A 23,135-nucleotide genomic window follows, 5' to 3' on the forward strand; every position below is an offset into this window, starting at 1 on the left:
CCTTTACTGGGGAGAATCCGTTCCTAGGGAACTTCGACCCGCCGAGGAGGCGAGATCTGTGGCTGTGATGACGAGCCGTTTCGCCGACGGTCTCGCCGTGGGGTCCGACCTGGTGGAGGCCGCGGAGCGTGCTGTCGGTCAGGCCCTGTCGAGGCTCAGCGGCGAGGCGGACCTGGTGTGCTTTTTCATCTGCGGCGACGACCCCGACGACGTCGCCAGGGCGGGGGAGCGCGCGATGAGGCTGGCCCCCGAGGCCCACGTGATCGGATGCAGCGCCACCGGCGTGATCGGTGACGGGCAGGGGGTCGAGCTGACGTCCGCCGTGAGCGCGTGGGCGGCCACGCTGGACGGGGCCGAGCTGACCACGTTCGCGCTGGAGACGCTGACCGCCGAGGACCGGTTCGTGGTGGTGGGGCTGCCCGAGCGGACGTCGGACGATCACGTGGCGATCCTGCTGGCCGACCCGTACACCTTCCCCACGGACGCGTTCGTGGAGCGTTCGGCGGACGTGCTGGGCAACCTGCCGTTGATCGGCGGGCTGGCCAACGGGATCCGGGGCCGCGGCTCCGTCCGGCTCTTCGCCGACGGCGAGGTCTACACCGAGGGCGCGATCGGCGTGCTGCTCAGCGGCGCCGTACAGGTCAGCACGGTGGTCAGCCAGGGCTGCCGGCCGATCGGCCCGACCATGGTCGTCACCCGCTCCGAGGAGAACCTGCTGCTGGAGCTGGCCGGCCAGCCCGCCCTGGCCCGGCTGGAGGACATCGTCAGCGAGCTCGACGAGGACGACCGCGAGCTGGTCGCCGCCGGCCTGCAGATCGGCGTGGCCATGAACGAGTACGCCGAACGGCACGAACGAGGCGACTTCCTCATCAGAGGCGTGATCGGCATCGACCCGGAACGCGAGGGCGTGGCCATCGGCGACGTCGTGGACGTCGGCAGGACCGTGCGCTTCCACGTGCGCGACGCGGCCACGGCCGACGAGGACCTCTACGACCTGCTCGACGCGCACCGGGAGGAGCTCGGCCGGATCGACGGCGCGCTGCTGTTCTCCTGCAACGGCCGGGGCTCGGCGATGTTCGGCACCGCCGACCACGATCCGGTGGCGCTGCGCGACACGCTCGGGCCGATCGGGGTCGCGGGCTTCTTCGCCGCGGGCGAGGTCGGCCCGGTCGGTGGCCAGAACCACGTGCACGGCTTCACGGCGTCCGTCCTGATCTTCTCCACGCCCTCGGGCGGGGCGGGCAGCCCGTGATCCGTCAGTCGGGCTTGGCCGCGGTGAAGAGCCAGGCGTTGAACAGCGAGGTCAGGTCCTTGCCCGAGAGCTTCTCGGCCAGCGCGATGAACTCCTCGGTGGTGACCGAGCCGTATTTGTGGTCGGCCGTCCACGTCTTCAGCAGCTTGAAGAAGGTCTCGTCGCCGATGGCCTTGCGCAGGGCGTGGAGGGTCATCCCGCCCCGGGTGTAGACCGAGTCGTTGAACAGGTCACGGGCTTGGGCGCGACCGGGGGGGTATTTCCAGATCGGGTCGCTCGCGGGGCGGGCGTGGAAGGTCTGGAAGAGCTGGTCGGCGGTGTTGGTGCCCTTGTGCTCGGCCCAGAGCCACTCGGCATAGGTGGCGAAGCCCTCGTTGAGCCAGAGGTCCCGCCAGCGCTTGATGCTCAGGCTGTCGCCGAACCACTGGTGGGCCAGCTCGTGCGCGATGATGCTCTGGTCGGGGGCGAAGCCGCCGTAGAGCGGCTTGGTCTGGTTCTCCAGGGCGTAGCCGGCCGCGAAGTCGTCGATCATGCCGCCGGTCGAGGAGAACGGGTAAGGCCCGAAGATCTTGCTCCAGTAGTCGGTGACCTCGCCCGACACGTTGAAGAGGTTGTTGAGCGAGCCGCGGTGCTTGGGATCGACCGCCGCGAAGTTGGGGATGCCACCCGGCGTGCGGCCCTTGTGCAGCTCGAACTTGCCGATCGTGGCGGTGGCGAGATAGCTCACCATCGGGTGCTTCTCGCGCCACCGGAACGTGGTCTTGCCGTCCGCGGTCGTGGGCTCGCCGACCTGCTCGCCGTTGGCCAGCGCGGTCACGCCCTCGGGCACGGTGATGGTGAAGTCGTAGGACGCCTTGTCGGCGGGGTGGTCGTTGGCTGGGTACCAGGTCTTGGCGCCGTCGGGCTCGCAGGCCACGAACGCGCCGTCGGGCGTCGGGATGAAGCCGAACGTGCCCAGGTTGGAGGAGTCCTTCACCGGTTTGGGCACCCCGGCGTAGGTCACCTTGACGGTGAACGCGGCCTTGTCGCCGAGCGGCGTCGCGGGCAGCACGCTCAGCTCGCTGCCGGTGCGCGAGAAGATGGCCTTCTCCCCGTTGACCGTGACATCGCTCACCTCGAGACCGGACAGGTCGAGGTTGAAGCGCGAGAGCGGCTGCGTGGTCGTGGCGTTGATCGTCGCCACGCCGTCGAGGTGCTTGCTGCTCGGCGTGTAGCCGATCGCCAGGCCGTAGTGGGAGACGTCGTAGCCGCCGTTGCCGTCGAAGGGGAAGTCGGGGTCGCCGATGCCGGGCGCGCCCATGCTCGCGTTCGGCTGCCGGCTGCCTGAGGCCGCGGGGACGATGGCCCCCTCGGACGGCGCGCAGGCGAGCATGCTCAGAAGCGCCACGAGCGAAGCGACCACGCGCTGGTCAAACCCCATAGGCTGCGCTCTCCCCTTCGCTAAGTGACCGGAATTCTACGCGGAGTCAGGCGTCGACCAGACCGTCTTCGCGGCTTTGCCGGGCAAAGCCTGCTCGCGGGGGTCGAACAGAATCCAGCCTAGGTCGAGGAGGTGCGTGCGCGGGTTAAAGATTGCCCCTGCGCTCCTGCTCCCGCTCGATCGCCTCGAACAGCGCCTTGAAGTTGCCCTTGCCGAACCCGAGCGAGCCGTGCCGCTCGATGAGCTCGAAGAAAACGGTGGGCCGGTCCTGCACCGGCTTGGTGAAGATCTGCAGCAGGTAACCGTCCTCGTCCCGGTCGACCAGGATCCTGCGCTTCTTCAGCTCCTCGATCGGTGCCCTGACCTGCCCGATACGGCTCCGCAGCTCAGGGTCGTCGTAGTAGGAGTCGGGCGTGTCGAGGAAGCTCACGCCGGCCGCGCGCATGTGGTCGACCGTGGTCAGGATGTCGTTGGTGGCCAGCGCGACGTGCTGCACACCCGGCCCGCGGTAGAACTCCAGATACTCGTCGATCTGCGACTTCTTGCGGCTCACGGCCGGCTCGTTCAGCGGGAACTTGACCTTGCGGGTCCCGTCGGCCACGACCTTGGACATCAGCGCCGAATACTCGGTGGCGATGTCGTCGCCGACGAACTCCGCCATGTTGGTGAAGCCCATCACATTCTTGTAGAACTCCACCCACTCGTCCATCCGGCCCAGCTCGACGTTGCCCACACAGTGGTCGATGGCCTGGAACAGCCGCCCGGTCCTGGTCGCGGGCGGGGCGACGAGCGGCTCGGCGGGCACGTAGCCGGGCAGGTAGGCGCCGCTGTAGTTGGACCTGTCGACGAGCGTGTGCCGCGTCTCCCCGTAGGTGGCGATCGCCGCGAGCACCACCTTGCCCCGCTCGTCCTCCAGCGTGTACGGCTCCGCCAGCCCGCGCGCCCCCTGCTCGACGGCGTGCCGGTAGGCGCCTTCCACGTCCGGCACCTCGAGGGCCAGGTCGATCACCCCGTCACCGTGCTCGGCGACGTGCCCGGCCAGGTCGGTCCCCGGCCGGATCGAGGCCCTGAACTCGAACCTGGCGCCCCCCGAGGTCAGCACGTAGGCCACCTCGTCGCGGCTGCCGTTCTCCGGCCCGCGATAGGCCGTCAACCGCATGCCGAACGCGGTCGAGTAGTAGTGAGCCGCCTGCCTGGCGTTGCCCACGGCGAACACCACGGCGTCCATCCCATTGACCGGAAAAACATCGCTCATAGCACCAATCCTCGAATTTCCTCGACGAGTTGTGCAACAGAAGCTTCGTAGGCTGAACAATCTGCATAGTCTTAACCGCGAATGATCGGGAGATCTGTACACCATGACGATCGACCAACTGGACGCCCGGCTGATCGCGCTGCTGGCCGCCGAGCCGCGCCTGGGCGTGTTGGAGTGCTCGCGCCGGCTCGGCGTGGCCCGCGGCACCGTGCAGGCCCGGCTCGACCGGCTGATCGACAGGGGAGTGATCACCGGGTTCGGGCCGGACATATCGCCCGAGGCGCTCGGCTACGACGTCACCGCGTTCGTGACGATGGAGATCAGGCAGGTCGCCGGGCACGACCCGGTGGCGCACCGGCTGGCCCACATTCCGGAGGTGCTGGAGGTCCACACGATCACGGGCGGCAGCGACCTGCTCTGCCGGGTGGTGGCCCGGACGAACGCCGATCTGCAGCGGGTGATCGATCGGATCGTCGAGGTTCAGGGTGTTCTCAGGACTTCTTCGATCATCGCCCTCGACACTCCTGTTCCCTACCGCGTATTGCCATTGGTGGCGAATGTTCCGCAGCGTGTTACGCGCTAGTCGTACTATCGCGGGAGGGGATGAGGCACCGGTACCGATCGCTTAGCCTTGACATTCTCCCAGCTAACGGGGGTGTGATCGGGGGTCGTGGGTGCGGAGTGGTGGTGAGAAAGGCATGGGGAAGCGCCGGATCCTTCGACGCCTGTTGATCGTATTCGGCGCCGGGATCGTCGTGGCCATAGGCCTGTTCGCCGTCGCGTGGGCGATGACCCCGATCCCCGACAGCACGCAGAAAGAGGCCACGGCCCAGGGGTCGGTGATCTACTACCGCGACGGCAAGACCGTGCTCGCGAAGAAGGGCATCGACCGCAGGACCGTGCCGCTGGCCAAGGTGCCCCAGCACGTACGCGACGCGGTGATAGCGGCCGAGAACCGCTCGTTCTACGAGGACGGCGGCGTCTCCGTCAAGGGCACCGTGCGCGCCGTGTGGTCCACCGTCTCCGGGCAGCAGCTCCAGGGCGGCTCGACGATCACCCAGCAGCTGGTCCGCAACTACTACAGCGGTCTCAGCCAGGAGCGGTCCATCGCCCGCAAGTTCAAGGAGATCATGATCTCCATCAAGGTGGACCAGTCCAAGTCCAAGGACTGGGTCCTTGAGCAGTACCTCAACACGATCTACTTCGGCCGCGGCGCCAACGGTGTCCAGGCGGCCGCGCAGGCGTACTTCGGCAAGAACGTCGACAAGCTGAGCGTGGCCGAGGGCGCCTACCTGGCCGCGGTGATCCAGCAGCCCAGCCGCTTCGCCGACCCCAAGGGCGCCGATCTCGCCGCCGCCGAGGCTCGCTGGCGGGCCGTGATCGACGCCATGCGCCAGACCGGCTCGCTCACCGCCGAGCAGGCCGCCGCCCAGACGTTCCCGCCGCTCAAGGCGCCGAAGCGGCCTTTCGAGCTCAAGGGCCAGGCCCAGTACATGCTCGACCAGGTCACCGCCGAGCTGAACCGGCGCGGCTACACCGACGAGGACATCAACGGCGGCGGGCTCAGGGTCGTCACCACGTTCGACAAGAAGCTCATGCAGGCGGCCGAGAGCGCGGTCAAGAACACGCTGCCCGAAGCGACGCCCAAGAAGGTGCGCACCGGGCTGGCCGCCGTCGATCCGGCCACCGGCGAGGTGGTCGCCTTCTACGGTGGCCGTCCCGACCGCTCCGAGTACGACAACGCCTTCTCGGCCAAGGTGATGGCCGGCTCCACCTTCAAGCCGTACACGCTGGCCGCCGCGCTCAACAACGGCTTCGACCTGTCCACCCGGGTCAACGGCAACTCGCCGATGCGCGTGGCCTCAGCCACCAAGCCCATCCCGAACGACAGCGACCGCTCGTACGGCGAGATCAACCTGATCAGCGCCACCCAGAACTCCGTCAACACCGCGTTCGTCGACCTCGGCCAGAAGGTCGGCCTCGACAAGGTGGCCGCCACCGCGGAGGCGGCCGGCATCCCGGAGGCGCAGCTCAAGCAGCACGAGTCGGCCGCCACGTTCCCGCTCGGCGTCGCCTCGGTGAGCGCCGTGCAGAACGCCTCCGGCTTCTCCACCTTCGCCAACGGCGGCGTCCACATGGAGGCGCACGTCGTGAAGTCGGTGGCCCGCCCCAACAGCAAGAAGAACGTGGTCGATCCCACCTCGACCCAGGTGGTCAGCGAGCAGGCCGCCGCCGACACCACGTACGCCATGCAGCAGGTCGTCAAGTACGGCACGGGCACCGCGGCCAGGCTGTACGACCGCCCGGTGGCCGGCAAGACCGGCACCACGGACAGCTCCAAGGCGGTCTGGTTCAACGGCTTCACGCCGCAGCTCGCCGTCGCGGTCGACATGTTCCGCGACGACAACAAGCCGGTCGAGATCCCCGGCTACGGGGTGCAGTTCGGTGGCCAGCTGCCCGCGCAGGTTTGGCGGGCGTTCATGACCGAGGCCATGGCGAACAAGCCCGTCATGGAGTTCCCGGAGCCGTCCGACTACGGCTACGGCTCCGAATGGGGCCGGCCCGACCAGCAGCAGGACACGCCGCAGGACACGCCGCAGACCCAGCAGTCCGACCCGTGGGCCACGCCCACCCCCGACACCCCCGAGCCGTCGGTCACGGAGGCGCCCACCACGCAGGAGCCCGAGACCCAGGATCCGCCGCAGCAGAACGACACCGGCCAGCCCACCGGCGACCCGGCCGTTCCCACGGCCGGGCCCGACGGGAACGACGGCCGGTCACCGATCGGCTAGCTCGGCCCGCAGCTCCTCGGGGGTGGTGACGGGCATCCGGCAGGTGAAGTCCCGGCACACGTACGCGGCAGGGGATCCGCCGACCGTCCCGCGGCCCTCCAGCAGCGCGGGGCCGTCCGGCGGCGCTCCCTCGCCGTCTCCCAGCGCGACGACCAGGCCGGGAACGTCCGCCAGCAGCGCCTCGCGGTGCAGCGCCCGCGTACGCGGGTCGTCCGGCGGCCCGACGACCGCCACCTCGACCGGACCGTCGAGCGCCGCCCGCGCCACGGCCAGTCCCCAGCCGGCGAACCTCGCGTGCCCGGTGGCCAGCACGGACACCGTGCCCAGCGCCGCGTAGGCGGCCTCACGGTGCCGCGTGGACCCGGTCAGCGCCGAGTAGGCGAGCAGCGCCCCGGCCGCCGCGTACTGCCCGGACGGGGTCGCGTTGTCGGTGGGATCCTGCGGTCGCTGGAACAGGCGTTCGGCGTCGTCGGCCGTGTCGTAGAACCCGCCCACGTCGTCGCCGAACCGGTCGAGCACGGTGTCGAGCAGCGAGCCCGCCAGCCGGTGCCAGCGCGTCTCGCCGGTCACGCCGTAGAGGGCGATCAGCCCCTCGGCCAGGTTCGCGTAGTCCTCCAGCACGCCGGCGTTGCGGCCGGCGCGTCCGTCGCGTGAGGTCCGCAGCAGCCTGCCGCCGTCCATGTGCACGTCTTCGAGCAGCTCCGCCGCCTGCCGGGCGGCGTCCACCAGGTCCGGCCGGTCGAACACCGTGCCGGTCTCGGCCAGCGCGGCGATGACCAGCCCGTTCCACGAGGCCACGACCTTGTCGTCACGTCCCGGGCGGCCCCGCCCGCCCCGGGCGGCGAGCAGCCGGGCCCGGACGTCGTCGAACCGCGCGGCGTCGTCCGGGTCGGCGAGCAGTTGCAGCACGGACGTGCCGTGCTCGAACGTGCCCCGCACCTCGAAGAGCCGGGTGGCCCATTCCCCGTCGTCGTCGCCGAGCACCTCGCCCAGCTGCTCCGGCGTCCAGACGTAGAACCTGCCCTCCTCGCCCTCGCTGTCGGCGTCGAGCGCCGAGGCGAAGCCGCCCTCCGCGGTGCGCATCTCGCGCAGCAGCCAGTCGGCCGTCTCCAGGGCGACCCGCCGGGCGAGGGGCTCCCGGCTCGCCTTCCACCAGTGCGTGTAGACGCGCAGCAGCAGCGCGTTGTCGTACAGCATCTTCTCGAAGTGCGGCACCACCCAGCCCGCGTCGACGCTGTAGCGGGCGAAACCGCCGCCGAGCTGGTCGTACATCCCGCCGCGCGCCATCGCGTCCAGTGTGCGGCCGCTCATCTCGCTCTCCCCGGAGCGCAGCAGGAACTCCAGCACCATCGACGGCGGGAACTTGGGCGCCCCGCCGAACCCGCCGCGCTCCTTGTCGAACGACTCCCGCAGGTTCGCCACGGCCAGCGCCAGCGTCTCCTCGCCGGGCAGCGGCCCGCTGGGCAGCGTCGTGTGCGCGTTGAGCGCCTCGACCACCTTCGACCCCTGCTCCGTCACGGTCGCCCGGTCGCCGGTCCACGCGTCGTGCACGCCTCGCAGCAGCCGCTGGAACTGGGCTCGCGGGAAGTAGGTGCCGCAGTAGAACGGGTGACCCTCAGGCGTCGCGAACACCGTCATCGGCCAGCCGCCCTGGTGGATCATGGCCTGGGTGGCGGTCATGTAGACGGCGTCGACGTCGGGCCGCTCCTCGCGGTCCACTTTGACGTTGACGAAGTGCTCGTTCATCAGCCGCGCGGTGCCGGCGTCCTCGAAGCTTTCGTGTGCCATTACGTGACACCAGTGACACGCTGAGTAACCAACGCTGATCAGCAGCGGCACATCGCGCCGGCGTGCCTCGGCGAAGGCCTCCTCGCCCCAGGGGTGCCAATCGACGGGGTTGTCCGCGTGTTGCAGCAGATAAGGGCTCGTCGCGTCCTTCAAGCGGTTCATCAGGTCCTCCCTTGTGCACTCTACGACCACGCCCGGCGGACACGGGGTGGGCGGCAACACGTGTGGTGGGGACGGCGGGGGCGTAGGTTACGGAGCGTGGATCTGGACTTCGTGTGCACGCATGCGGGGCGCCCCGCCGCCGCCCTCACCCGCAGGGATGTGGCCCGCGCGCTGCTCGCCGTGCCCTCAGGGGTGGCGCTGGTGGCGCTGCCCGACCTGCGGCGCTCGTTGATGGCCGCGGGCAACCCGCTCTCGCTGGCGTTCTGGGACTCGGCCCGGTCGACGCTCGGCATGATCGAATCGGGCGCCGCCACGGTCGGCGACGTGCAGCGCTGGGTCGAGTCGACCGGCACCGAGCCGATGCTGATGACGCCCGGCTACTTCGTCTGGCCGGAGGAGGACGAGCGCGGGCCGGTGGCCGAGGAGATGTTCTCGCTGCTCGTGGCGTATCTGGAGGAACGCGTCAGCGCGGGTGAGATCGACCCCGACGCGCTGGTCGTGGGCGATCCTGAGGCCCGCAGAACGTACGAGGACCTGCAGGAACGCTGGCTGAGCGCGCCGCAGCCCGACGGCCGGGTGCCCGGGTTCGCGGTCAGTGACGAGCAGGACGAGGAGCTGTTCGCGGCCTGGGACGAGGAGGAGGCGTTCGCGCTGGCCGAGCTGCGGCGGATCGTCGCCGAGCTGCCCAAGCCGCCCGAGCTGCCCGCCGTCGAGCTGCGGCGGGCCGGGATGCGGCTGCGCGAGCTGATCGGCCTGCCCGGCTATCCGGCGAACGTGCTGCGGGCCTGCGCCGGGCTCGACGACCGGCCGATGCCCGACGACGACGGTGAGCTCTGGCTGTCGGTGGCGGCCGGCATCGCCGGGCCCATCGCCGATCTGTCGGAGGCCGGAGACAGCCTGGAGGAGTTCGCGGACCTCGACGGCGACCTCAGTCACGAGGACTCCGTGCTGGCCAACCTCTGCGCCATCCAGCACGCCGACTGGCTGGCCGCGGTGGCGGCCCTGACCAGGCTCGGTCCCGGAGTGCTCGCCTCGCCCGAGCGGCTGGCCCGCCTCATCGCCGAGTCGGAGGACATCGACATCGACGACCAGGACGCCGACGACCTCGACGCCACCGAGCGCCTGTTCGTGCCGGTGGTGAGCCTGTGGGGCTACCTGGGCATCGTCGACACCGAGGAGGTGCTCACCCCGCTGGGCTGGTGGGGGCTGCCGAAGGCGCTCGAACGCGCCTGGTCACCCTCCGACTGAGTCGTCGACCAGGTCCTTGTACGGGGGATGACGCTCGATGTACTTGGCCACGTAAGGGCAGAGCGGCACCACTCGCAGGCCGGTGTCCCTGCTCGCGTCGAGCGCGTGCCCGACCAGCTTGCCGGCCAGGCCCTGGCCCTCGTACTCGGGCCGCACCTCGGTGTGCGTGAAGACGATCTTCGTGGGCAGCAGCCGGTAGTCGGCGAACCCGGCGACCGTGCCGTCCACGAGGATCTCGAACCGGCTGTGCTCGGTGTTGTCGACTATTTCGACCGGCATCTATTCGGCCTTCTTGTCGTCGATATCGGCCGCCCTGGGTACCTGGATCTTCGACATCTGCTTGTTCATCGATTTGATCAGGATGTACAGGGCGACACCGATGAGGGCGACGACGACGAAGCCGAGCAGGCCCGGACTCACATCACCCGCTACGAGAGTTGTCACCCCTTCAGTCTGCCACCGAGGGGTCATGCTCCGGTCAGTGGCAGGCGGGGGAGACCTCTTCTGCGTGGATGCCCGTGAACAGATCGTCCTCCGGCAGCTCGGTGTCGACCAGCGAGCGCGCCAGGTGATAGTCCTCGGTCGGCCAGATCTCGCGCTGGAGGTCACGCGGGCAGACGAACCAGAAGCCGTCGGGATCCACCTGGGTGGCGTGCGCGAGCAGCGCCTCGTCCCGCAGCTCGAAGTAGTCGCCGCAGGGCACCCGGGTCGTCACCGGCCACTTGGCGGGCCGGTCCTCCCAGCGGGAGATCCAGTCGGAGTAGGGGGAGCCCATGCCGCGCGTGGTCATCGCCTCGTGCAGCGCCTCGAACCGCTCCTTGGTGAAGCCCATCTGGTAGTAAAGCTTCAGCGGCTGCCACGGGTCGCCCGTGCCCGGGTAGCGGTCGGGGTCGCCGGCCGCCTCGAACGCCTCCACGGAGACCTTGTTCGTCATGATGTGGTCGGGGTGCGGGTAGCCGCCGTCGTCGTCGTAGGTCAGGATCACGTGCGGCCTGAACTCACGCACCGCGGCGACAAGGGGCGCGGAGGCGTCTTCGAGCTTCTGCAGCGCGAAGCAGCCCTCGGGCAGCTCCTCCTCCTCGCTCTCCGGCAGCCCGGAGTCGACGAAGCCCATGAACTCCTGCCGGACGCCGAGGATCTCGCGCGCGCGGGCCATCTCGGCCTTGCGGACCTCGCCGATGTTGTCGACGATCTCCGGCCGGTCCATCTTGGGGTTGAGCACCGAGCCGCGCTCACCGCCGGTGAGCGTACAGACCAGCACTTCCACGCCTTCGCGGACGTAGCGCGCCATGGTGGCGGCGCCCTTGCTCGACTCGTCGTCAGGATGGGCGTGGACGGCCATCAGCCTCAACGGTGCACTCACGGGCTCGATGTCTCCTCAGTTGGACCGATCACTTGCCCAGACAGGTTAGGTTCTGCTGGGCGGTCGCGAGGGCGTGACCCCCTCGGGCGACAATTGTCTCGGATAACGCTGAGGGAGTGCAGGGAGATTCCGCCATGGCCACCGAAGATGTCGAGAACCGTCCAGTTCTCGGCACACCCGACGACTTCCCCGACCGTCCCGAGCGACGGGGCCGTTTCGTCGTGCACGTCGTCATCGGCGTGCTGGTGGCCATCATCGCAGGTGGCTGGGGCTACGTGATGTGGTCGATGACCGGCGGCAACACCGGGGCCGTCCCGCAGGTGGTGTCGTTCGTGGTAGACCGTCCGAACGAGGCCGAGATCATCTTCGAGGTGAGCAAGCCGGACGACCGGGCGGCCATATGCCGTATCAGGGCAGTCGATGTCAACCACGCAGAAGTGGGCAGCAGGGAAGTAAGAATTCCGGCCGGTGCGGGTAGTAAGCAGCTCAAAGAGCGCTTGGACACGAGTGCCCAGGCCGCATCCGTCCACATCCAGTACTGCAATCTCGTATAATGAGACGTTTGAGGAAGCGTTCGAGCTGTTGAGTTGTTAGCCTTTCGCAATTCAACCGTACGCAACCTCGAGTGATCTCAGGGCCCCCTAGGCAAGCAAGGAGAACCCGTGGCCGACTCTCGCGATGAGAACGTCACATGGCTGACGCAGGAGGCGTACGACCGTCTCAAGGCGGAGTACGAATACCTCTCGGGCCCAGGGCGCGTCGACATCGCCAAGAAGATCGAGGCCGCCCGTGAGGAAGGTGACCTGAAGGAGAACGGCGGCTATCACGCGGCCAAGGATGAGCAGGGCAAGATGGAGGCCCGCATCTTCCACCTCCGGCAGATCATCGACAACGCCAAGGTGGGAGAGGCACCGAAGACCGAAGGGGTCGTCGGCCCCGGCATGACCGTGACGATCCGGTTCGTCCGTGACGACGACGAGGTGACCTTCCTGCTCGCTTCCCGGGAGGAGAGCGGAGCCCCGATCGACGTGTATTCGCCGAAATCGCCCCTTGGGGCGGCGATCAATGGTAAGAAGATCGGCGAGAAGGCGACCTATTCCATGCCCAACGGTCGCCAGAACACCGTCGAGATCCTCGAGGCCGTTCCGTACATCGGCAACTGACTTCAGAAGAGACGACCCGCCGGGCCAACGTCGGCCCGGCGGATTTTTCGCGTTCCTCCGGTATTCGGCAGGACCTCAGCTTCCTGGTCCGCTCCAGGAAGCGGCGTGACCACCACAAGCTGGTCCCGTTCATCGTGGTGTCGCTCGTCGCGGTGCTGACCGCCGACCTGATGCTGCTGGTGCAGGCGAGCGAACGGCAGGCGGCCGGCCAGCAGCCCGCGGCCGCCGTGCGGCAGCAGCAGCATCGTCCGGAGCCCCAGAAGACCCTGGCGGCCGAGGAGAACAAGCAGGGCAACACCCCGCAGCCGGTGAAGCCGCTGGGCCAGTTACACAAGCCCAACCTCTTCGTGGTCACCCGCAAGCCGCTGACCAACGAACTGCTGCGCAAGGTCGCGCGGGTGAGCGGGGTGACCGCGCTGGAGCTGGCCGACGCCGCCTCGATCACGCTCGACGGGAAGCGGGTGCAGACCCTGGCGGTCGACCCCTCGACCTTCCGCGCCTACACCCCCAAGGTGACGGCGGCCTCCGACGCGCTGTGGAACAACGTGGCCGCCGGTGACGTGGCGGTCTCGTTCGTGCTCGGCAACGACGGCGGGCTGAGCCTGCACAGCCGGGTGAGCGGGCCCGCGGGGTCGCTGCGCATCGGGGCCTACGCCACGACCGGTTTCGGGGCGGTCGACGCCGTCGTCTCCCGCGAGGTCGGGCGGACGCTCGGCCTGCCGCACGACAACGCGCTGATCGTGAGCGCGCCGAAGACCAACTCCGACAAGCTGCGCAAGGCCCTGCTCAAGGTGCTGGGCAAGGGCACGCAGGTGGCCATGGTCAACCCGGTGCTGCCCCCGGCGCAGGCCAAGGTCCGCACCTATGCGGCCGGCTCGTTCATGAGCGGCGAGCAGATCACCGTCGCGCTCAGGGCCGCCGCCTCCAAGCTGGGCAGGCCGTACGTGTGGGGCGCGGAAGGCCCTGACACCTTCGACTGCTCGGGCCTGGTCCAGTGGGCCTTCGCGCAGGCGGGGGTGCGCGTGCCGCGGGTGACGCACCAGCAGTGGCTGGCGGGGCCGCAGGTGCCGCTCGCCCAGATCCAGCCGGGCGACCTGATCTTCTGGCGCCTCGACCCGACCAATCCCGGCTACATCTCGCATGTGGCGATCTACTGGGGCGGCGGCAAGATGGTGGTGGCCCCGCGCACCGGCGACGTGGTCAAGATCGCCCCGATCAACACCCGGAACCTGGCCGGAATCGTCCGGGTCAGCCCGGCGCTCGCGGCGCGCGTTCGCTGACGAAAGCTTTACCGCGAAAGAGACCCTCCTTCGGCACGTGCTTTTTCCGCGCAACCATGTAATTGTGATTACATGGCAACTGATGAAGCAACGGCCCCGATCAAGGGCTGGTTCACCGGGCGGCTGCCCGAGGGATGGTTCACCGGAGCGCCGGAGATCGTCAGAGACCGCGAGGAGATCGCGGTGCTCGGCACGCTGCCGGAGCCCGACTTCGAGGGATCGGACACTGAGAGGGCGGCCCTGATCGAGGGGCTCATCGGGCGGTTCAGGGAAGAGACCCGCGAGCGCCGCATCGAGATCGCCAAGGAGGCCGAACGGCGATTCGGGCAGAAGGTCTCCTGGGGCGTCGTCTGCGGTGATGCGACTGTGATGTTCACCACTCTTTCCGTGCCCGTCATGACCCGCCTGCGGCAGCAGGAACGCCAGGTGCTCGACACGCTCGTCGCCGCCGGCGTGGCCCGGAGCCGCAGCGACGCGCTGGCCTGGTGCGTACGACTCGTCGGAAAGAACACCGACACCTGGCTGTCCGAATTGCGAGACGCGTTGCAACACGTCGACCGAGTTCGCTCCGCAGGGCCGGACGTCAATTCCTGAGAGTGCGCAGGAGAAACTCCCCGGCGAATGGACTAAACCACTTGCGAAATTGGTTTAGACCAGCCGCATTCGCCGGGACGGTGGGCGAGTCGATTTCTTTTGAAACCGCTTCGCCGGGGTAGGCTCCCCCAATCATCAAGGCCGCAGCCTGCGGCGACGGTGGAATCCAGGCATAGGTCTATGCCAATTGGCTTTTCGCCGCCGTCGTCGTGAATGATGTTTGGGCCTGAAGAGTGGAGGAGCCGTAGCCGTGTCCGTTTCCGTGGAAGTACCCGCCCCGACGAGCAATGCCGAATTGGTCGCCTGGGTGAACCAGATCGCCGCATTGACCCAGCCCGACCGGATCGAGTGGTGCGATGGCTCGGAGGAGGAGTGGACGCGCCTGACCAACCTGCTCGTCGAGCAGGGCACGTTCACGCGCCTGGCCCAGCGGCCCAACAGTTTCTACGCCAAGTCCGACCCGACCGACGTGGCCCGGGTGGAGGACCGGACGTTCATCTGCTCCGAGCGCTCGGAGGACGCCGGGCCGACGAACAACTGGGTCGCGCCCGCCGAGATGCGCCGGACGTTCGGCGAGCTGTTCAAGGGCAGCATGCGCGGCCGGACCATGTACGTCGTGCCGTTCTGCATGGGCCCGCTGGGCGGCGAGATCTCCCAGCTCGGCGTCGAGATCACCGACTCGGCGTACGTGGCCGTGTCGATGCGGGTCATGACGCGGATGGGGGAGCGGGCGCTGCGCCTGATCGAGGAGCGCGGAGCGGCGCGAAAGGCCGGAGAGAGCGAGGAACGAGCCAACGGAGGCCGCAGCAAGCGCGACCATGAGCAGAGTGAGTTCGTCAAGTGCGTCCACTCCGTCGGCGCGCCGCTGGCGCCCGGCCAGGAGGACGTGCCGTGGCCGTGCAGCTCGACCAAGTACATCAGCCACTTCCCGGAGACCCGCGAGATCTGGTCCTACGGGTCCGGCTACGGCGGCAACGCGCTGCTCGGCAAGAAGTGCTACGCCCTGCGCATCGCCAGCGTCATGGCCCGCGACGAGGGCTGGCTGGCCGAGCACATGCTCATCCTCAAGCTGACCCCGCCCTCCGGCGAGACCCGCTACATCGCGGCCGCCTTCCCGAGCGCCTGTGGCAAGACCAACCTCGCCATGCTCCAGCCGACGATCCCCGGCTGGAAAGTCGAGACGGTCGGTGACGACATCGCCTGGATGCGGTTCGGCGACGACGGCCGCCTCTACGCCATCAACCCCGAGGCCGGCTTCTTCGGCGTCGCGCCCGGCACCGGCGAGGTCACCAACGCCAACGCGGTCAAGACGCTCTGGGGCAACAGCATCTTCACCAACGTCGCGCTGACCGACGACGGCGACGTGTGGTGGGAGGGGCTCACCGCCGAGCCCCCCGCGCACCTGACCGACTGGAAGGGCCGCTCGTGGACGCCGGAGTCCGATGAGCCCGCCGCCCATCCGAACGCGCGCTTCACCACACCCGCCGCCCAGTGCCCGACCATCGCCCCCGAATGGCAGGACCCCAAGGGCGTGCCCATCTCGGCGATCCTGTTCGGCGGCCGGCGCGCCACCGCGGTGCCGCTGGTCACCGAATCGCTGAGCTGGGAACACGGCGTCTTCCTCGGAGCCAACGTCGCCTCCGAGAAGACCGCCGCCGCCGAGGGCAAGGTCGGCGAGCTGCGCTACGACCCGTTCGCGATGCTGCCGTTCTGCGGCTACAACATGGGCGACTACTTCGCCCACTGGCTGGAGATCGGCCGCCGCAAGAACGCCAAGCTGCCGCGCATCTACTACGTGAACTGGTTCCGCAAGAACGCCGACGGCAAGTTCATCTGGCCCGGCTTCGGCGAGAACAGCCGCGTGCTCAAGTGGATCGTGGACCGGCTCAACGGCGAGGCCAAGGCCGTGCCCACCCCGATCGGCCTGCTGCCGGAGGGGCTCGACGTCGAGGGCCTGGACCTGCCGGAAGAGGACCTGCGCACGCTGCTCTCGGTCGACCGCGAGGTGTGGCGGGAGGAGGCGGCGCTGATCCCGGCGCACTTCGACACGTTCGGCTCGCACCTGCCCAAGGAGCTGTGGGAGGAGTACAACGATCTGCTCGACCGCCTGAGCTGATCCACCGGCACCGACCGCGCCGGCCGTCTTCGTCACGGTCGGCGCGACCTCTTGCTCTGGTATATCCAGACATCCTAGGTTTTGTCGGATGATGGTTGATGCGCACCAGCATTTCTGGAATGTCGACACCGGCTGGTACACCTGGCTGACCCCCGACCTCGGCCCGCTCTACCGCACCTACGCCCCGGACGATCTGCGGCCGGAGCTCGACGCCACCGGCATCGAGGCCACGGTCCTGGTCCAGGCCGCCAACTCCTACGACGACACCGACGCCATGCTGGCCCAGGCCGACGCGCACGACTTCATCGCCGCCGTCGTCGGCTGGGTGCCGCTGGACCGGCCGGAGGAGGCGGCGGAGGCCATCGGCCGCTACCGGAGACATCCGAAGTTTGCCGGTGTCCGCCATCTCATCCACGACGAACCCGACCCCGACTGGGTGGTCCAGGACACCGTGCTGGAGTCGCTCGGACTGCTGGCCGAGGCCGGGCTGACGCTCGACGTGCCGTCGCTGCTGCCACGGCACCTCGACCACGTGGTCACGCTCGCCGAACGCCATCCGAGCCTGAAGATCGTCATCGACCACCTGTCCAAGCCGCGGATCAAGGACCACGAGTGGGAGCCGTGGGCCGCCCAGCTCACCCGTGCCGCCGCCTGCCCCAACGTGTACGCCAAGGTCTCGGGGCTGGTCACCGAGGCCGACCACCGCGCCTGGACCGTGGAGGACCTCAGGCCCTACGTCGAGCACGCGGTCGAGACGTTCGGGCCCGAGCGGCTGATGTACGGCAGCGACTGGCCCGTCGCCCTGCTGGCGGCCGACTACCGGACGGTCTGGGAGGTGGCCACGGCCCTGCTCGGCGGTACCGACAAGGACCGGGTATTTGGTGACACAGCTAGGTATTTCTACGGGTTTGACCGAGTTTGACGACGGATACTCTCTGGACATGGGAGGACTTCGCTGTGTCGACGGTTCGTACCTGACCGTCACGCCCATCCCGTGCATGGACAGCGTCGGCACGCCGTACGAGATCACTCTGGAGCTCCGCCGCGACGGCACCCCGTACGGGATCGTCGGCGAGAGGTGCGGCTGGCTGCTGGCGCGGCTGGCGCTCGGGGTGAGCCGGGCACGCGAGGGGCAGGGTCCGGCGGGACCCGGCGAAGCGGGCAAGTGGCCGGATCCCGACGACAGATTCCCGGTGGGCGAGGGCGGGAGCGAGTTGTTCTCGTTCCAATATCGCGCGAGGTCCGGCGCGATGACCGGCGGGGAGCTACGCTGCCAGCTCAGGACGATCCCCATCTGGCTTCCCGGCAAGCGTGAGTGGCGCGTGACGCGGAGGGCCTTCGTGGAAGCCTGGGGCTCCAGCGGAGTCGGGATGCGGGCGGTTCTGACATCGTCCGAGTTGGCCGCGTTCGTGCACGGACTGGTCGACGAGGTGGAGGACTGCCTCGGCGGCGGAGAAGGGCCCCGGGAATCCGGTTGAGGGAGCAGGCTGGGGTGAAACGCGGTGATAATTGCCTGTTGGGTCATTCGACCATAGGCACGGCACCGATGGGGAGGACTCCGTGGGCCTGCGCGATCTGGTCTACCGGCTGTACGAGCACCGGCTGGAGACCAAGCTGTCGAAGGACAGCGTCCCCCGGCACGTCGGGGTCATCATCGATGGCAACCGGCGGTGGGCGCGGGCCATGGGGATGCGCGACGTGGCCAGCGGGCACCGTAAGGGTGCCGACAAGATAGCCGAGCTGGTCACCTGGTGCCGCGAGACCGGCGTCGAGGTGGTCACCATCTGGATGCTGTCCAACGACAACCTCAACCGGCCGGCCGAAGAGCTGGAGCCGCTGCTGCGCATCATCGAGGACGTGACCCAGGAGCTGGTGGAGTCGGGCTGGCGGATCAGCCCGGTCGGAGCGCTGGACCTGCTGCCCGACAGGACGGCGAATGTCCTGAAAAATGCAAAAGAAGTCACATCACACCGTCCCGGCCTGATTGTGAACGTTGCAGTTGGGTATGGAGGAAGGCGTGAGATTGCCGATGCGGTGCGCTCACTCCTCCAGGAGCACGCCAGCAAGGGTGCGAGCATCGAGGACCTCGTCGAGGTACTCGATGTCGAGCACATCGCGGAGCATCTCTACACTCGCGGCCAACCCGACCCGGACCTCCTCATCCGGACTTCAGGCGAGCAGCGCCTGTCGGGCTTCATGCTGTGGCAGAGCGCTCATTCCGAGTTCTACTTCCATGAGGCGTACTGGCCTGACTTCCGCAGGGTGGATTTCCTGCGGGCGCTGCGCGACTACGCCGCGAGGCATCGACGTTACGGTTCCTGACGGGACATCTGGGTATCCAGTACGTAACGTGAGAAGTGTCCGGTCACAGGCCGGACACTCCGGAGAGGGCCCGCCTTTGCACCACTATCTGCCGCGGGGGGCCGGAATCCGGCGCCGCCGGCATGTTGTGGTCGGGGACGCGGGTCCGGTCCGGTTCCCACCTCGTCTGCAGGGTGCCCGCTCGTATGGGCGCCCGGGGGAGAACGTGTGGCAGTGTCCTCGAGCAACCCTTCGACCAACCCGGCCAAGCGCACGTACGTGCTGGACACATCTGTCCTGCTAGCGGACCCGGCGGCCACGACCCGGTTCGCGGAGCACGACGTGGTCCTCCCAATCGTGGTGATCACCGAACTGGAGGGCAAGCGACACCACCCCGAACTCGGCTACTTCGCCAGGAAAGCCCTGCGCTACCTCGACGATCTGCGAGTTCAGTACGGCCGGCTGGACGAGCCGATGCCGACGGGAGACGGCACGATCAGGGTTGAGCTCAACCACAGCGATCCATCCATCCTGCCGGTCGGATTCCGACTAGGTGACAACGACACCCGCATCCTGACCGTGGCGCGCTCGCTCGCCGCCGAAGGCTGCGATGTCGTGCTGGTCTCCAAGGACCTGCCCATGCGGGTCAAGGCCGCCTCGATCGGCCTGGCGGCCGAGGAGTACCGCGCCGAGCTGGTCGTGGAGTCGGGCTGGACCGGGATGGCCGAGGTCCAGGTGACCACGGACGACGTGGGGACGCTCTTCGAGCACGGCACGGCCGACCTGGCGGAGGCCAGAGACCTGCCGACGCACACCGGCCTGCGGATGCTGTCGGCCAAGGGCTCGGCCCTCGGCCGCGTGCTGCCGGACAAGTCGGTACGGCTGGTGCGTGGGGACCGGGAGGTGTTCGGCCTGCACGGCCGGTCCGCGGAGCAGCGCATCGCGCTCGACCTGCTGATGGACCCGGAGATCGGGATCGTCTCGCTGGGCGGGCGCGCGGGCACCGGCAAGTCGGCGCTGGCACTCTGCGCGGGCCTGGAGGCCGTGCTGGAGCGCCGTCAGCACCGCAAGGTGGTCGTCTTCCGCCCGCTGTACGCCGTGGGCGGCCAGGAGCTCGGCTACCTGCCCGGCTCCGAGGGCGAGAAGATGGGGCCGTGGGCGCAGGCGGTCTTCGACACCCTGGGAGCGATCAGCTCTCCCGAGGTGATCGAGGAGGTGCTCGACCGCGGCATGCTGGAGGTGCTGCCGCTCACGCACATCCGCGGCCGCTCGCTGCACGACGCGTTCGTGATCGTGGACGAGGCCCAGTCGCTGGAGCGCGGGGTGCTGCTGACCGTGCTGAGCAGGATCGGCGCCAACTCCCGGGTGGTGCTCACCCACGACATCGCCCAGCGTGACAACCTGCGGGTCGGCAGGCACGACGGCGTGGTGGCGGTGGTGGAGAAGCTGAAGGGCCATCCGCTGTTCGCGCACGTCACGCTGACCAGGTCGGAGCGGTCCCCGATCGCCGCGCTGGTGACGGAGATGCTGGAGGACATCACCCTCTAGCTCGACGGATCACTTCAGTTCGCCGCAGATGAACCGTCCCTCCGTCTTGGAGGGGCGGTTCTCCGGGTATACGTGGATGATCTTGACCTGCTCGAACGCCGCGTCCTGCTGGGCCGTACAGACGATCTGGGCCTTGGCCAGCCTGCTGAGCGTGCCCTCGCCCCTGACGAAGACGGTCAGCGTCGAGGTCCGCGGCAGTTGGACCTCGTCGCGCTGAATGGGGTTGAGCGAGTCCTCGATGCGCTCGAAGGTGAAGCCGCGCAGGGCGGTGTCCCGGTCGCCCAGCGGCAGGCCGGAGGCGTCGAACAGGGCGGTGAGCAGGCTGCTGACCGTGTCGGAGTCGACGTCGGCCGGCTCCAGCGTCAGCTTGCCGTTCTTGAGCAGGTAGATCGTCTTCGAGGGCGGCGGCACCTCGATGACCGGCGGCGTGGCCCGTACCTCGACGTCTGTGGGGGAGATGCCGCAGGCGGCCACCGTCAGGAGGGTGAGGAGGGCGGCGGCGAGGGCGCGACGGTCAGCCATGGGGCAGCCAGACCGTGAAGAGCGTGCCCGGATCCTGCCGGCGCACCGAGATCGTGCCGCCGTGCAGGTGCACGTTGGCCCGCGCGATGGCCAGGCCGAGACCGCTGCCCTGGCTGCGCGCCCGGCCCGCGCCGGCCTTGAAGAAGCGGTCGAAGACGTGGGCCATCGCCTCGGCCGGGATGCCCTTGCCGTGGTCGCGTACCTTGACCTCCAGCCCGTTCTTCGTGGCCCTGGCGGTGACCACCACGGGGGGCAGCCCGTGCTTGAGCGCGTTGCCGACGAGGTTGGCCACGATGACGTCGAACCTCCTGGGGTCGAGGTTGACCGTCAGCACGTGGGAGGCGGCGACCTCCACCTGCTCGCCCCAGCCGCGTACCTCCAGGCAGTCGAGGATGGCGTCGGCCACGTTGACCGGCTCCAGGTTGAGCGTCGCGGTGCCCGCGTCGAAGCGGCTGATCTCGATGAGGTGCTCGACCAGCCCGCGCAGCCGCTCGATCTCCCGCAGCACCAGGCGTACCGCCTCCGCGGGCGCGCTGGGCAGGCGCTCGGCCTCCTCCGAGAGCATGTCGGCCACGGCGGTCATCGCGGTGAGCGGGGTGCGCAGCTCATGCGAGACGTCGGCGACGAAGCGGCGCGACAGCGCCTCCAGCGAGCGCAGCTCCGACACGCTGAGCTCCAGCGCCGCCGCCGCGTCGTTGAACCTGGAGGTGAGCTCGGCCAGCTCGTCCTGACCGTGCACGGGCAGGCGCGTGTCGAGGCGGCCCTGGCCGAGCGCCTGCGCGGCGGCGCTGAGCCGCCTGACGGGCAGCAGCACCTGCCTGGCCGACAGCAGGGCCACGACCAGGGCGATCAGCAGGATGACCACGCCGCCCTGGGTGAGCTTGCCCTTCAGCGTGGCCAGCTCGCGCTCGTCGTCGCGCAGCGGGAAGAACACGAAGGCCCGCAGACCGGTGGCCTCGGGTTCGGTGCTGGTCTCGCGGTAGACCTCGGCGCCGACGACGAGCCAGAGCTCGTCGTGGATGAGCTTGCGCTGGGTGACGACGTTCCGCTTGGCCCGGCCGTACAGCTCGTTGGGCACGTCGTTCATGTTGAGCGGGCCCTCGGCGTAGGTCAGGTTCTTGTACTCGACCACGACGCTGCGGCCGGGTCCGTTGAGTGACTGGGCGACGTTCTCCAGGTTCTTGGTGGTGGGCGGGGCCTCGCCCTGCCTGAGCGTGCCTACCGGGAAGGTGATGCGGCCCAGTTCCCTGGTCACCAGGTCGATGGAGGTGTCCTCGGCCCGCTTGACGAGCGCCGACTTGGCCAGCTCGAAGCCGATGGTCGCGACGAGGAAGGAGGCGGTGACGGCGACCAGGGTGAACGTGATGACCAGGCGCGCGCGCAGCCCGGTGGGCAGCGGTATCACGGAGGGCTGAACCGGTAGCCGAACCCGCGCACGGTGTGGATGAACACCGGCTCCGCGGGCTTCGGCTCGATTTTCGCGCGTACCCGCTGCACGCAGGCGTCGACCAGCCGCGAGTCGGCCACGTGGGTGTGGTCCCAGACGGCCCGCAGCAGGTAGCGGCGGTTGAGCACCTGGCCGGGATGCCGGACGAGCTCCAGCAGCAGCCGCAGCTCGGTCGGGGTCAGGTGGATCTCCTTGCTGGCCAGCGTGACCTTCAGCGCGCCCCGGTCGATCATGAGGTCGCCGAACGAGATCCGGTCGGAGGCGGAGGACTCGGCCCGGCGCAGGATGGCGCGGATGCGCGCGTCCAGGACCCGCGGCTCGACCGGCTTGACCACGTAGTCGTCGGCGCCCGCCTCCAGCCCGACCACCACGTCGAGGTCGTCGCCGCGCGCGGTGAGCAGGATGACCGGGAGCTGGTCGAGCCGGCGGATGCGCCGGCACACCTCGACCCCGTCGATGCCGGGCAGCATGACGTCGAGGATGGCGATCTCGGGACGGCGGGACCTGATGTGGTCGAGCGCTTCCTCGCCGGTCGCGTAAGACGTGACGGAGTGCCCCTGCCTGGTCAGCGCCAGCTCCAGAGCAGTGCGGACGGAGGGATCGTCTTCGACGAGGAGGATGCCAGCCACGCGAACATTATTCTTCCATGCCGACTGTCCTTGCGTTCCGTCATGAAACTGTGACATGGCGCGCACAGGACTACAAACAACGACGGGCACGCTTAAAGCGGCCCTCCCTTCGGTTACGGGCGCCCGAGGGGCGGGCCGGTGATGTGAGGAAAATCACATGTTTCGGGAAACTGGCCGCCAACCAGCCTGTTAGTAAATGCGGCGCCAACCAGATGTCCCGTTTCGGTTGCGGACCACCCCCCATGACAGGGCAAG

Annotated in this window: 22 protein-coding genes; 13 read left to right on the forward strand and 9 right to left on the reverse strand. The window is 68.8% G+C overall.

Annotated elements, in window-relative coordinates; genetic code table 11:
* Positions 1 to 67: 67 nt before the first annotated feature.
* Positions 68 to 1,252 carry an FIST N-terminal domain-containing protein gene (locus AB0B91_RS34335; protein WP_358328898.1) on the forward strand — a complete coding sequence of 395 codons (1,185 nt, stop codon included), beginning with the start codon at positions 68 to 70 and terminating at the stop codon, positions 1,250 to 1,252.
* A 4-nt stretch (positions 1,253 to 1,256) separates the two neighbouring features.
* Here the strand turns inward: AB0B91_RS34335 and AB0B91_RS34340 are convergent, their stop codons facing one another.
* Both AB0B91_RS34340 and hppD read right to left on the reverse strand, forming a co-directional pair.
* A complete protein-coding gene (locus AB0B91_RS34340) occupies positions 1,257 to 2,672 on the reverse strand; it encodes a M1 family metallopeptidase (RefSeq protein WP_358328394.1) in 1,416 nt (471 codons plus the stop codon).
* Positions 2,673 to 2,817: 145 nt separating this feature from the next.
* Positions 2,818 to 3,927: a 4-hydroxyphenylpyruvate dioxygenase gene (gene hppD, locus AB0B91_RS34345; RefSeq protein WP_358328397.1), complete on the reverse strand. Its 1,110-nt coding sequence runs from the start codon at positions 3,925 to 3,927 to the stop codon at positions 2,818 to 2,820.
* A 103-nt stretch (positions 3,928 to 4,030) separates the two neighbouring features.
* Here hppD and AB0B91_RS34350 point away from each other — a divergent pair, with 103 nt between their 5' ends.
* Positions 4,031 to 4,510, forward strand: coding sequence for an Lrp/AsnC family transcriptional regulator (locus AB0B91_RS34350; RefSeq protein WP_358328400.1), 480 nt, complete (start codon positions 4,031 to 4,033; stop codon positions 4,508 to 4,510).
* Between the two features lie 145 nt (positions 4,511 to 4,655).
* Positions 4,656 to 6,719: a transglycosylase domain-containing protein gene (locus AB0B91_RS34355; protein WP_358328403.1), complete on the forward strand. Its 2,064-nt coding sequence runs from the start codon at positions 4,656 to 4,658 to the stop codon at positions 6,717 to 6,719.
* Here AB0B91_RS34355 and AB0B91_RS34360 read toward each other — a convergent pair.
* Complete coding sequence (locus AB0B91_RS34360; protein WP_358328406.1) at positions 6,705 to 8,669, reverse strand: thioredoxin domain-containing protein; 1,965 nt, start codon at positions 8,667 to 8,669, stop codon at positions 6,705 to 6,707. The genes AB0B91_RS34355 and AB0B91_RS34360 overlap by 15 nt on opposite strands.
* 96 nt (positions 8,670 to 8,765) lie before the next feature.
* On the opposite strand from AB0B91_RS34360, the gene AB0B91_RS34365 reads away from it, so the two are divergent.
* Positions 8,766 to 9,917 (forward strand): hypothetical protein, encoded by a 1,152-nt coding sequence (locus tag AB0B91_RS34365; protein WP_358328408.1) that lies wholly within the window; start codon positions 8,766 to 8,768, stop codon positions 9,915 to 9,917.
* Here the strand turns inward: AB0B91_RS34365 and AB0B91_RS34370 are convergent.
* Genes AB0B91_RS34370 through mca form a run of 3 tightly spaced genes read right to left on the reverse strand, consistent with a single transcriptional unit; the run spans position 9,903 to position 11,280 of the window.
* Positions 9,903 to 10,196 (reverse strand): GNAT family N-acetyltransferase, encoded by a 294-nt coding sequence (locus AB0B91_RS34370; RefSeq protein WP_358328410.1) that lies wholly within the window; start codon positions 10,194 to 10,196, stop codon positions 9,903 to 9,905. The genes AB0B91_RS34365 and AB0B91_RS34370 overlap by 15 nt on opposite strands.
* A complete protein-coding gene (locus AB0B91_RS34375; protein WP_358328413.1) occupies positions 10,197 to 10,361 on the reverse strand; it encodes a hypothetical protein in 165 nt (54 codons plus the stop codon).
* A gap of 34 nt (positions 10,362 to 10,395) precedes the next feature.
* Positions 10,396 to 11,280, reverse strand: a complete 885-nt coding sequence (mca, locus tag AB0B91_RS34380) for a mycothiol conjugate amidase Mca (RefSeq protein WP_358328416.1) — start codon at positions 11,278 to 11,280, stop codon at positions 10,396 to 10,398.
* A gap of 134 nt (positions 11,281 to 11,414) precedes the next feature.
* Between mca and AB0B91_RS34385 the strand changes: the two genes are divergently transcribed.
* The 9 genes from AB0B91_RS34385 (at position 11,415) to AB0B91_RS34425 (ending at position 20,282) form a co-directional block, all read left to right on the forward strand.
* A complete protein-coding gene (locus AB0B91_RS34385; RefSeq protein WP_358328419.1) occupies positions 11,415 to 11,834 on the forward strand; it encodes a DUF4307 domain-containing protein in 420 nt (139 codons plus the stop codon).
* A 108-nt stretch (positions 11,835 to 11,942) separates the two neighbouring features.
* Positions 11,943 to 12,443, forward strand: a complete 501-nt coding sequence (gene greA, locus AB0B91_RS34390; RefSeq protein WP_219534083.1) for a transcription elongation factor GreA — start codon at positions 11,943 to 11,945, stop codon at positions 12,441 to 12,443.
* A gap of 137 nt (positions 12,444 to 12,580) precedes the next feature.
* Entirely contained in the window at positions 12,581 to 13,723 is a 1,143-nt protein-coding gene (locus AB0B91_RS34395) for a C40 family peptidase (RefSeq protein WP_358328422.1), read from the forward strand.
* 72 nt (positions 13,724 to 13,795) lie between these two features.
* Positions 13,796 to 14,317, forward strand: coding sequence for a hypothetical protein (locus AB0B91_RS34400; RefSeq protein ID WP_358328423.1), 522 nt, complete (start codon positions 13,796 to 13,798; stop codon positions 14,315 to 14,317).
* Between the two features lie 250 nt (positions 14,318 to 14,567).
* On the forward strand, positions 14,568 to 16,433 hold the full coding sequence (locus tag AB0B91_RS34405) for a phosphoenolpyruvate carboxykinase (GTP) (protein WP_358328425.1): 1,866 nt from the start codon (positions 14,568 to 14,570) through the stop codon (positions 16,431 to 16,433).
* 88 nt (positions 16,434 to 16,521) lie between these two features.
* Positions 16,522 to 17,355 carry an amidohydrolase family protein gene (locus tag AB0B91_RS34410; RefSeq protein WP_358328427.1) on the forward strand — a complete coding sequence of 278 codons (834 nt, stop codon included), beginning with the start codon at positions 16,522 to 16,524 and terminating at the stop codon, positions 17,353 to 17,355.
* Positions 17,356 to 17,374: 19 nt separating this feature from the next.
* Positions 17,375 to 17,911 carry a hypothetical protein gene (locus tag AB0B91_RS34415; RefSeq protein WP_358328430.1) on the forward strand — a complete coding sequence of 179 codons (537 nt, stop codon included), beginning with the start codon at positions 17,375 to 17,377 and terminating at the stop codon, positions 17,909 to 17,911.
* A gap of 82 nt (positions 17,912 to 17,993) precedes the next feature.
* Positions 17,994 to 18,755: an isoprenyl transferase gene (locus AB0B91_RS34420; protein ID WP_358328433.1), complete on the forward strand. Its 762-nt coding sequence runs from the start codon at positions 17,994 to 17,996 to the stop codon at positions 18,753 to 18,755.
* A gap of 207 nt (positions 18,756 to 18,962) precedes the next feature.
* On the forward strand, positions 18,963 to 20,282 hold the full coding sequence (locus tag AB0B91_RS34425) for a PhoH family protein (RefSeq protein WP_358328436.1): 1,320 nt from the start codon (positions 18,963 to 18,965) through the stop codon (positions 20,280 to 20,282).
* A gap of 9 nt (positions 20,283 to 20,291) precedes the next feature.
* Here AB0B91_RS34425 and AB0B91_RS34430 read toward each other — a convergent pair whose 3' ends face one another.
* Genes AB0B91_RS34430 through AB0B91_RS34440 form a run of 3 tightly spaced genes read right to left on the reverse strand, consistent with a single transcriptional unit; the run spans position 20,292 to position 22,880 of the window.
* On the reverse strand, positions 20,292 to 20,804 hold the full coding sequence (locus AB0B91_RS34430; protein WP_358328439.1) for a hypothetical protein: 513 nt from the start codon (positions 20,802 to 20,804) through the stop codon (positions 20,292 to 20,294).
* A complete protein-coding gene (locus AB0B91_RS34435; protein ID WP_358328442.1) occupies positions 20,797 to 22,209 on the reverse strand; it encodes a HAMP domain-containing sensor histidine kinase in 1,413 nt (470 codons plus the stop codon). Before AB0B91_RS34435 ends, AB0B91_RS34430 begins: the two co-directional genes overlap by 8 nt.
* Positions 22,206 to 22,880 (reverse strand): response regulator transcription factor, encoded by a 675-nt coding sequence (locus tag AB0B91_RS34440; protein ID WP_358328446.1) that lies wholly within the window; start codon positions 22,878 to 22,880, stop codon positions 22,206 to 22,208. The genes AB0B91_RS34435 and AB0B91_RS34440 overlap by 4 nt, the downstream gene beginning before the upstream one ends.
* Positions 22,881 to 23,135 lie beyond the last annotated feature (255 nt).

It is taken from the genome of Nonomuraea sp. NPDC049141, from assembly GCF_040648415.1.
Lineage (GTDB): Bacteria > Actinomycetota > Actinomycetes > Streptosporangiales > Streptosporangiaceae > Nonomuraea.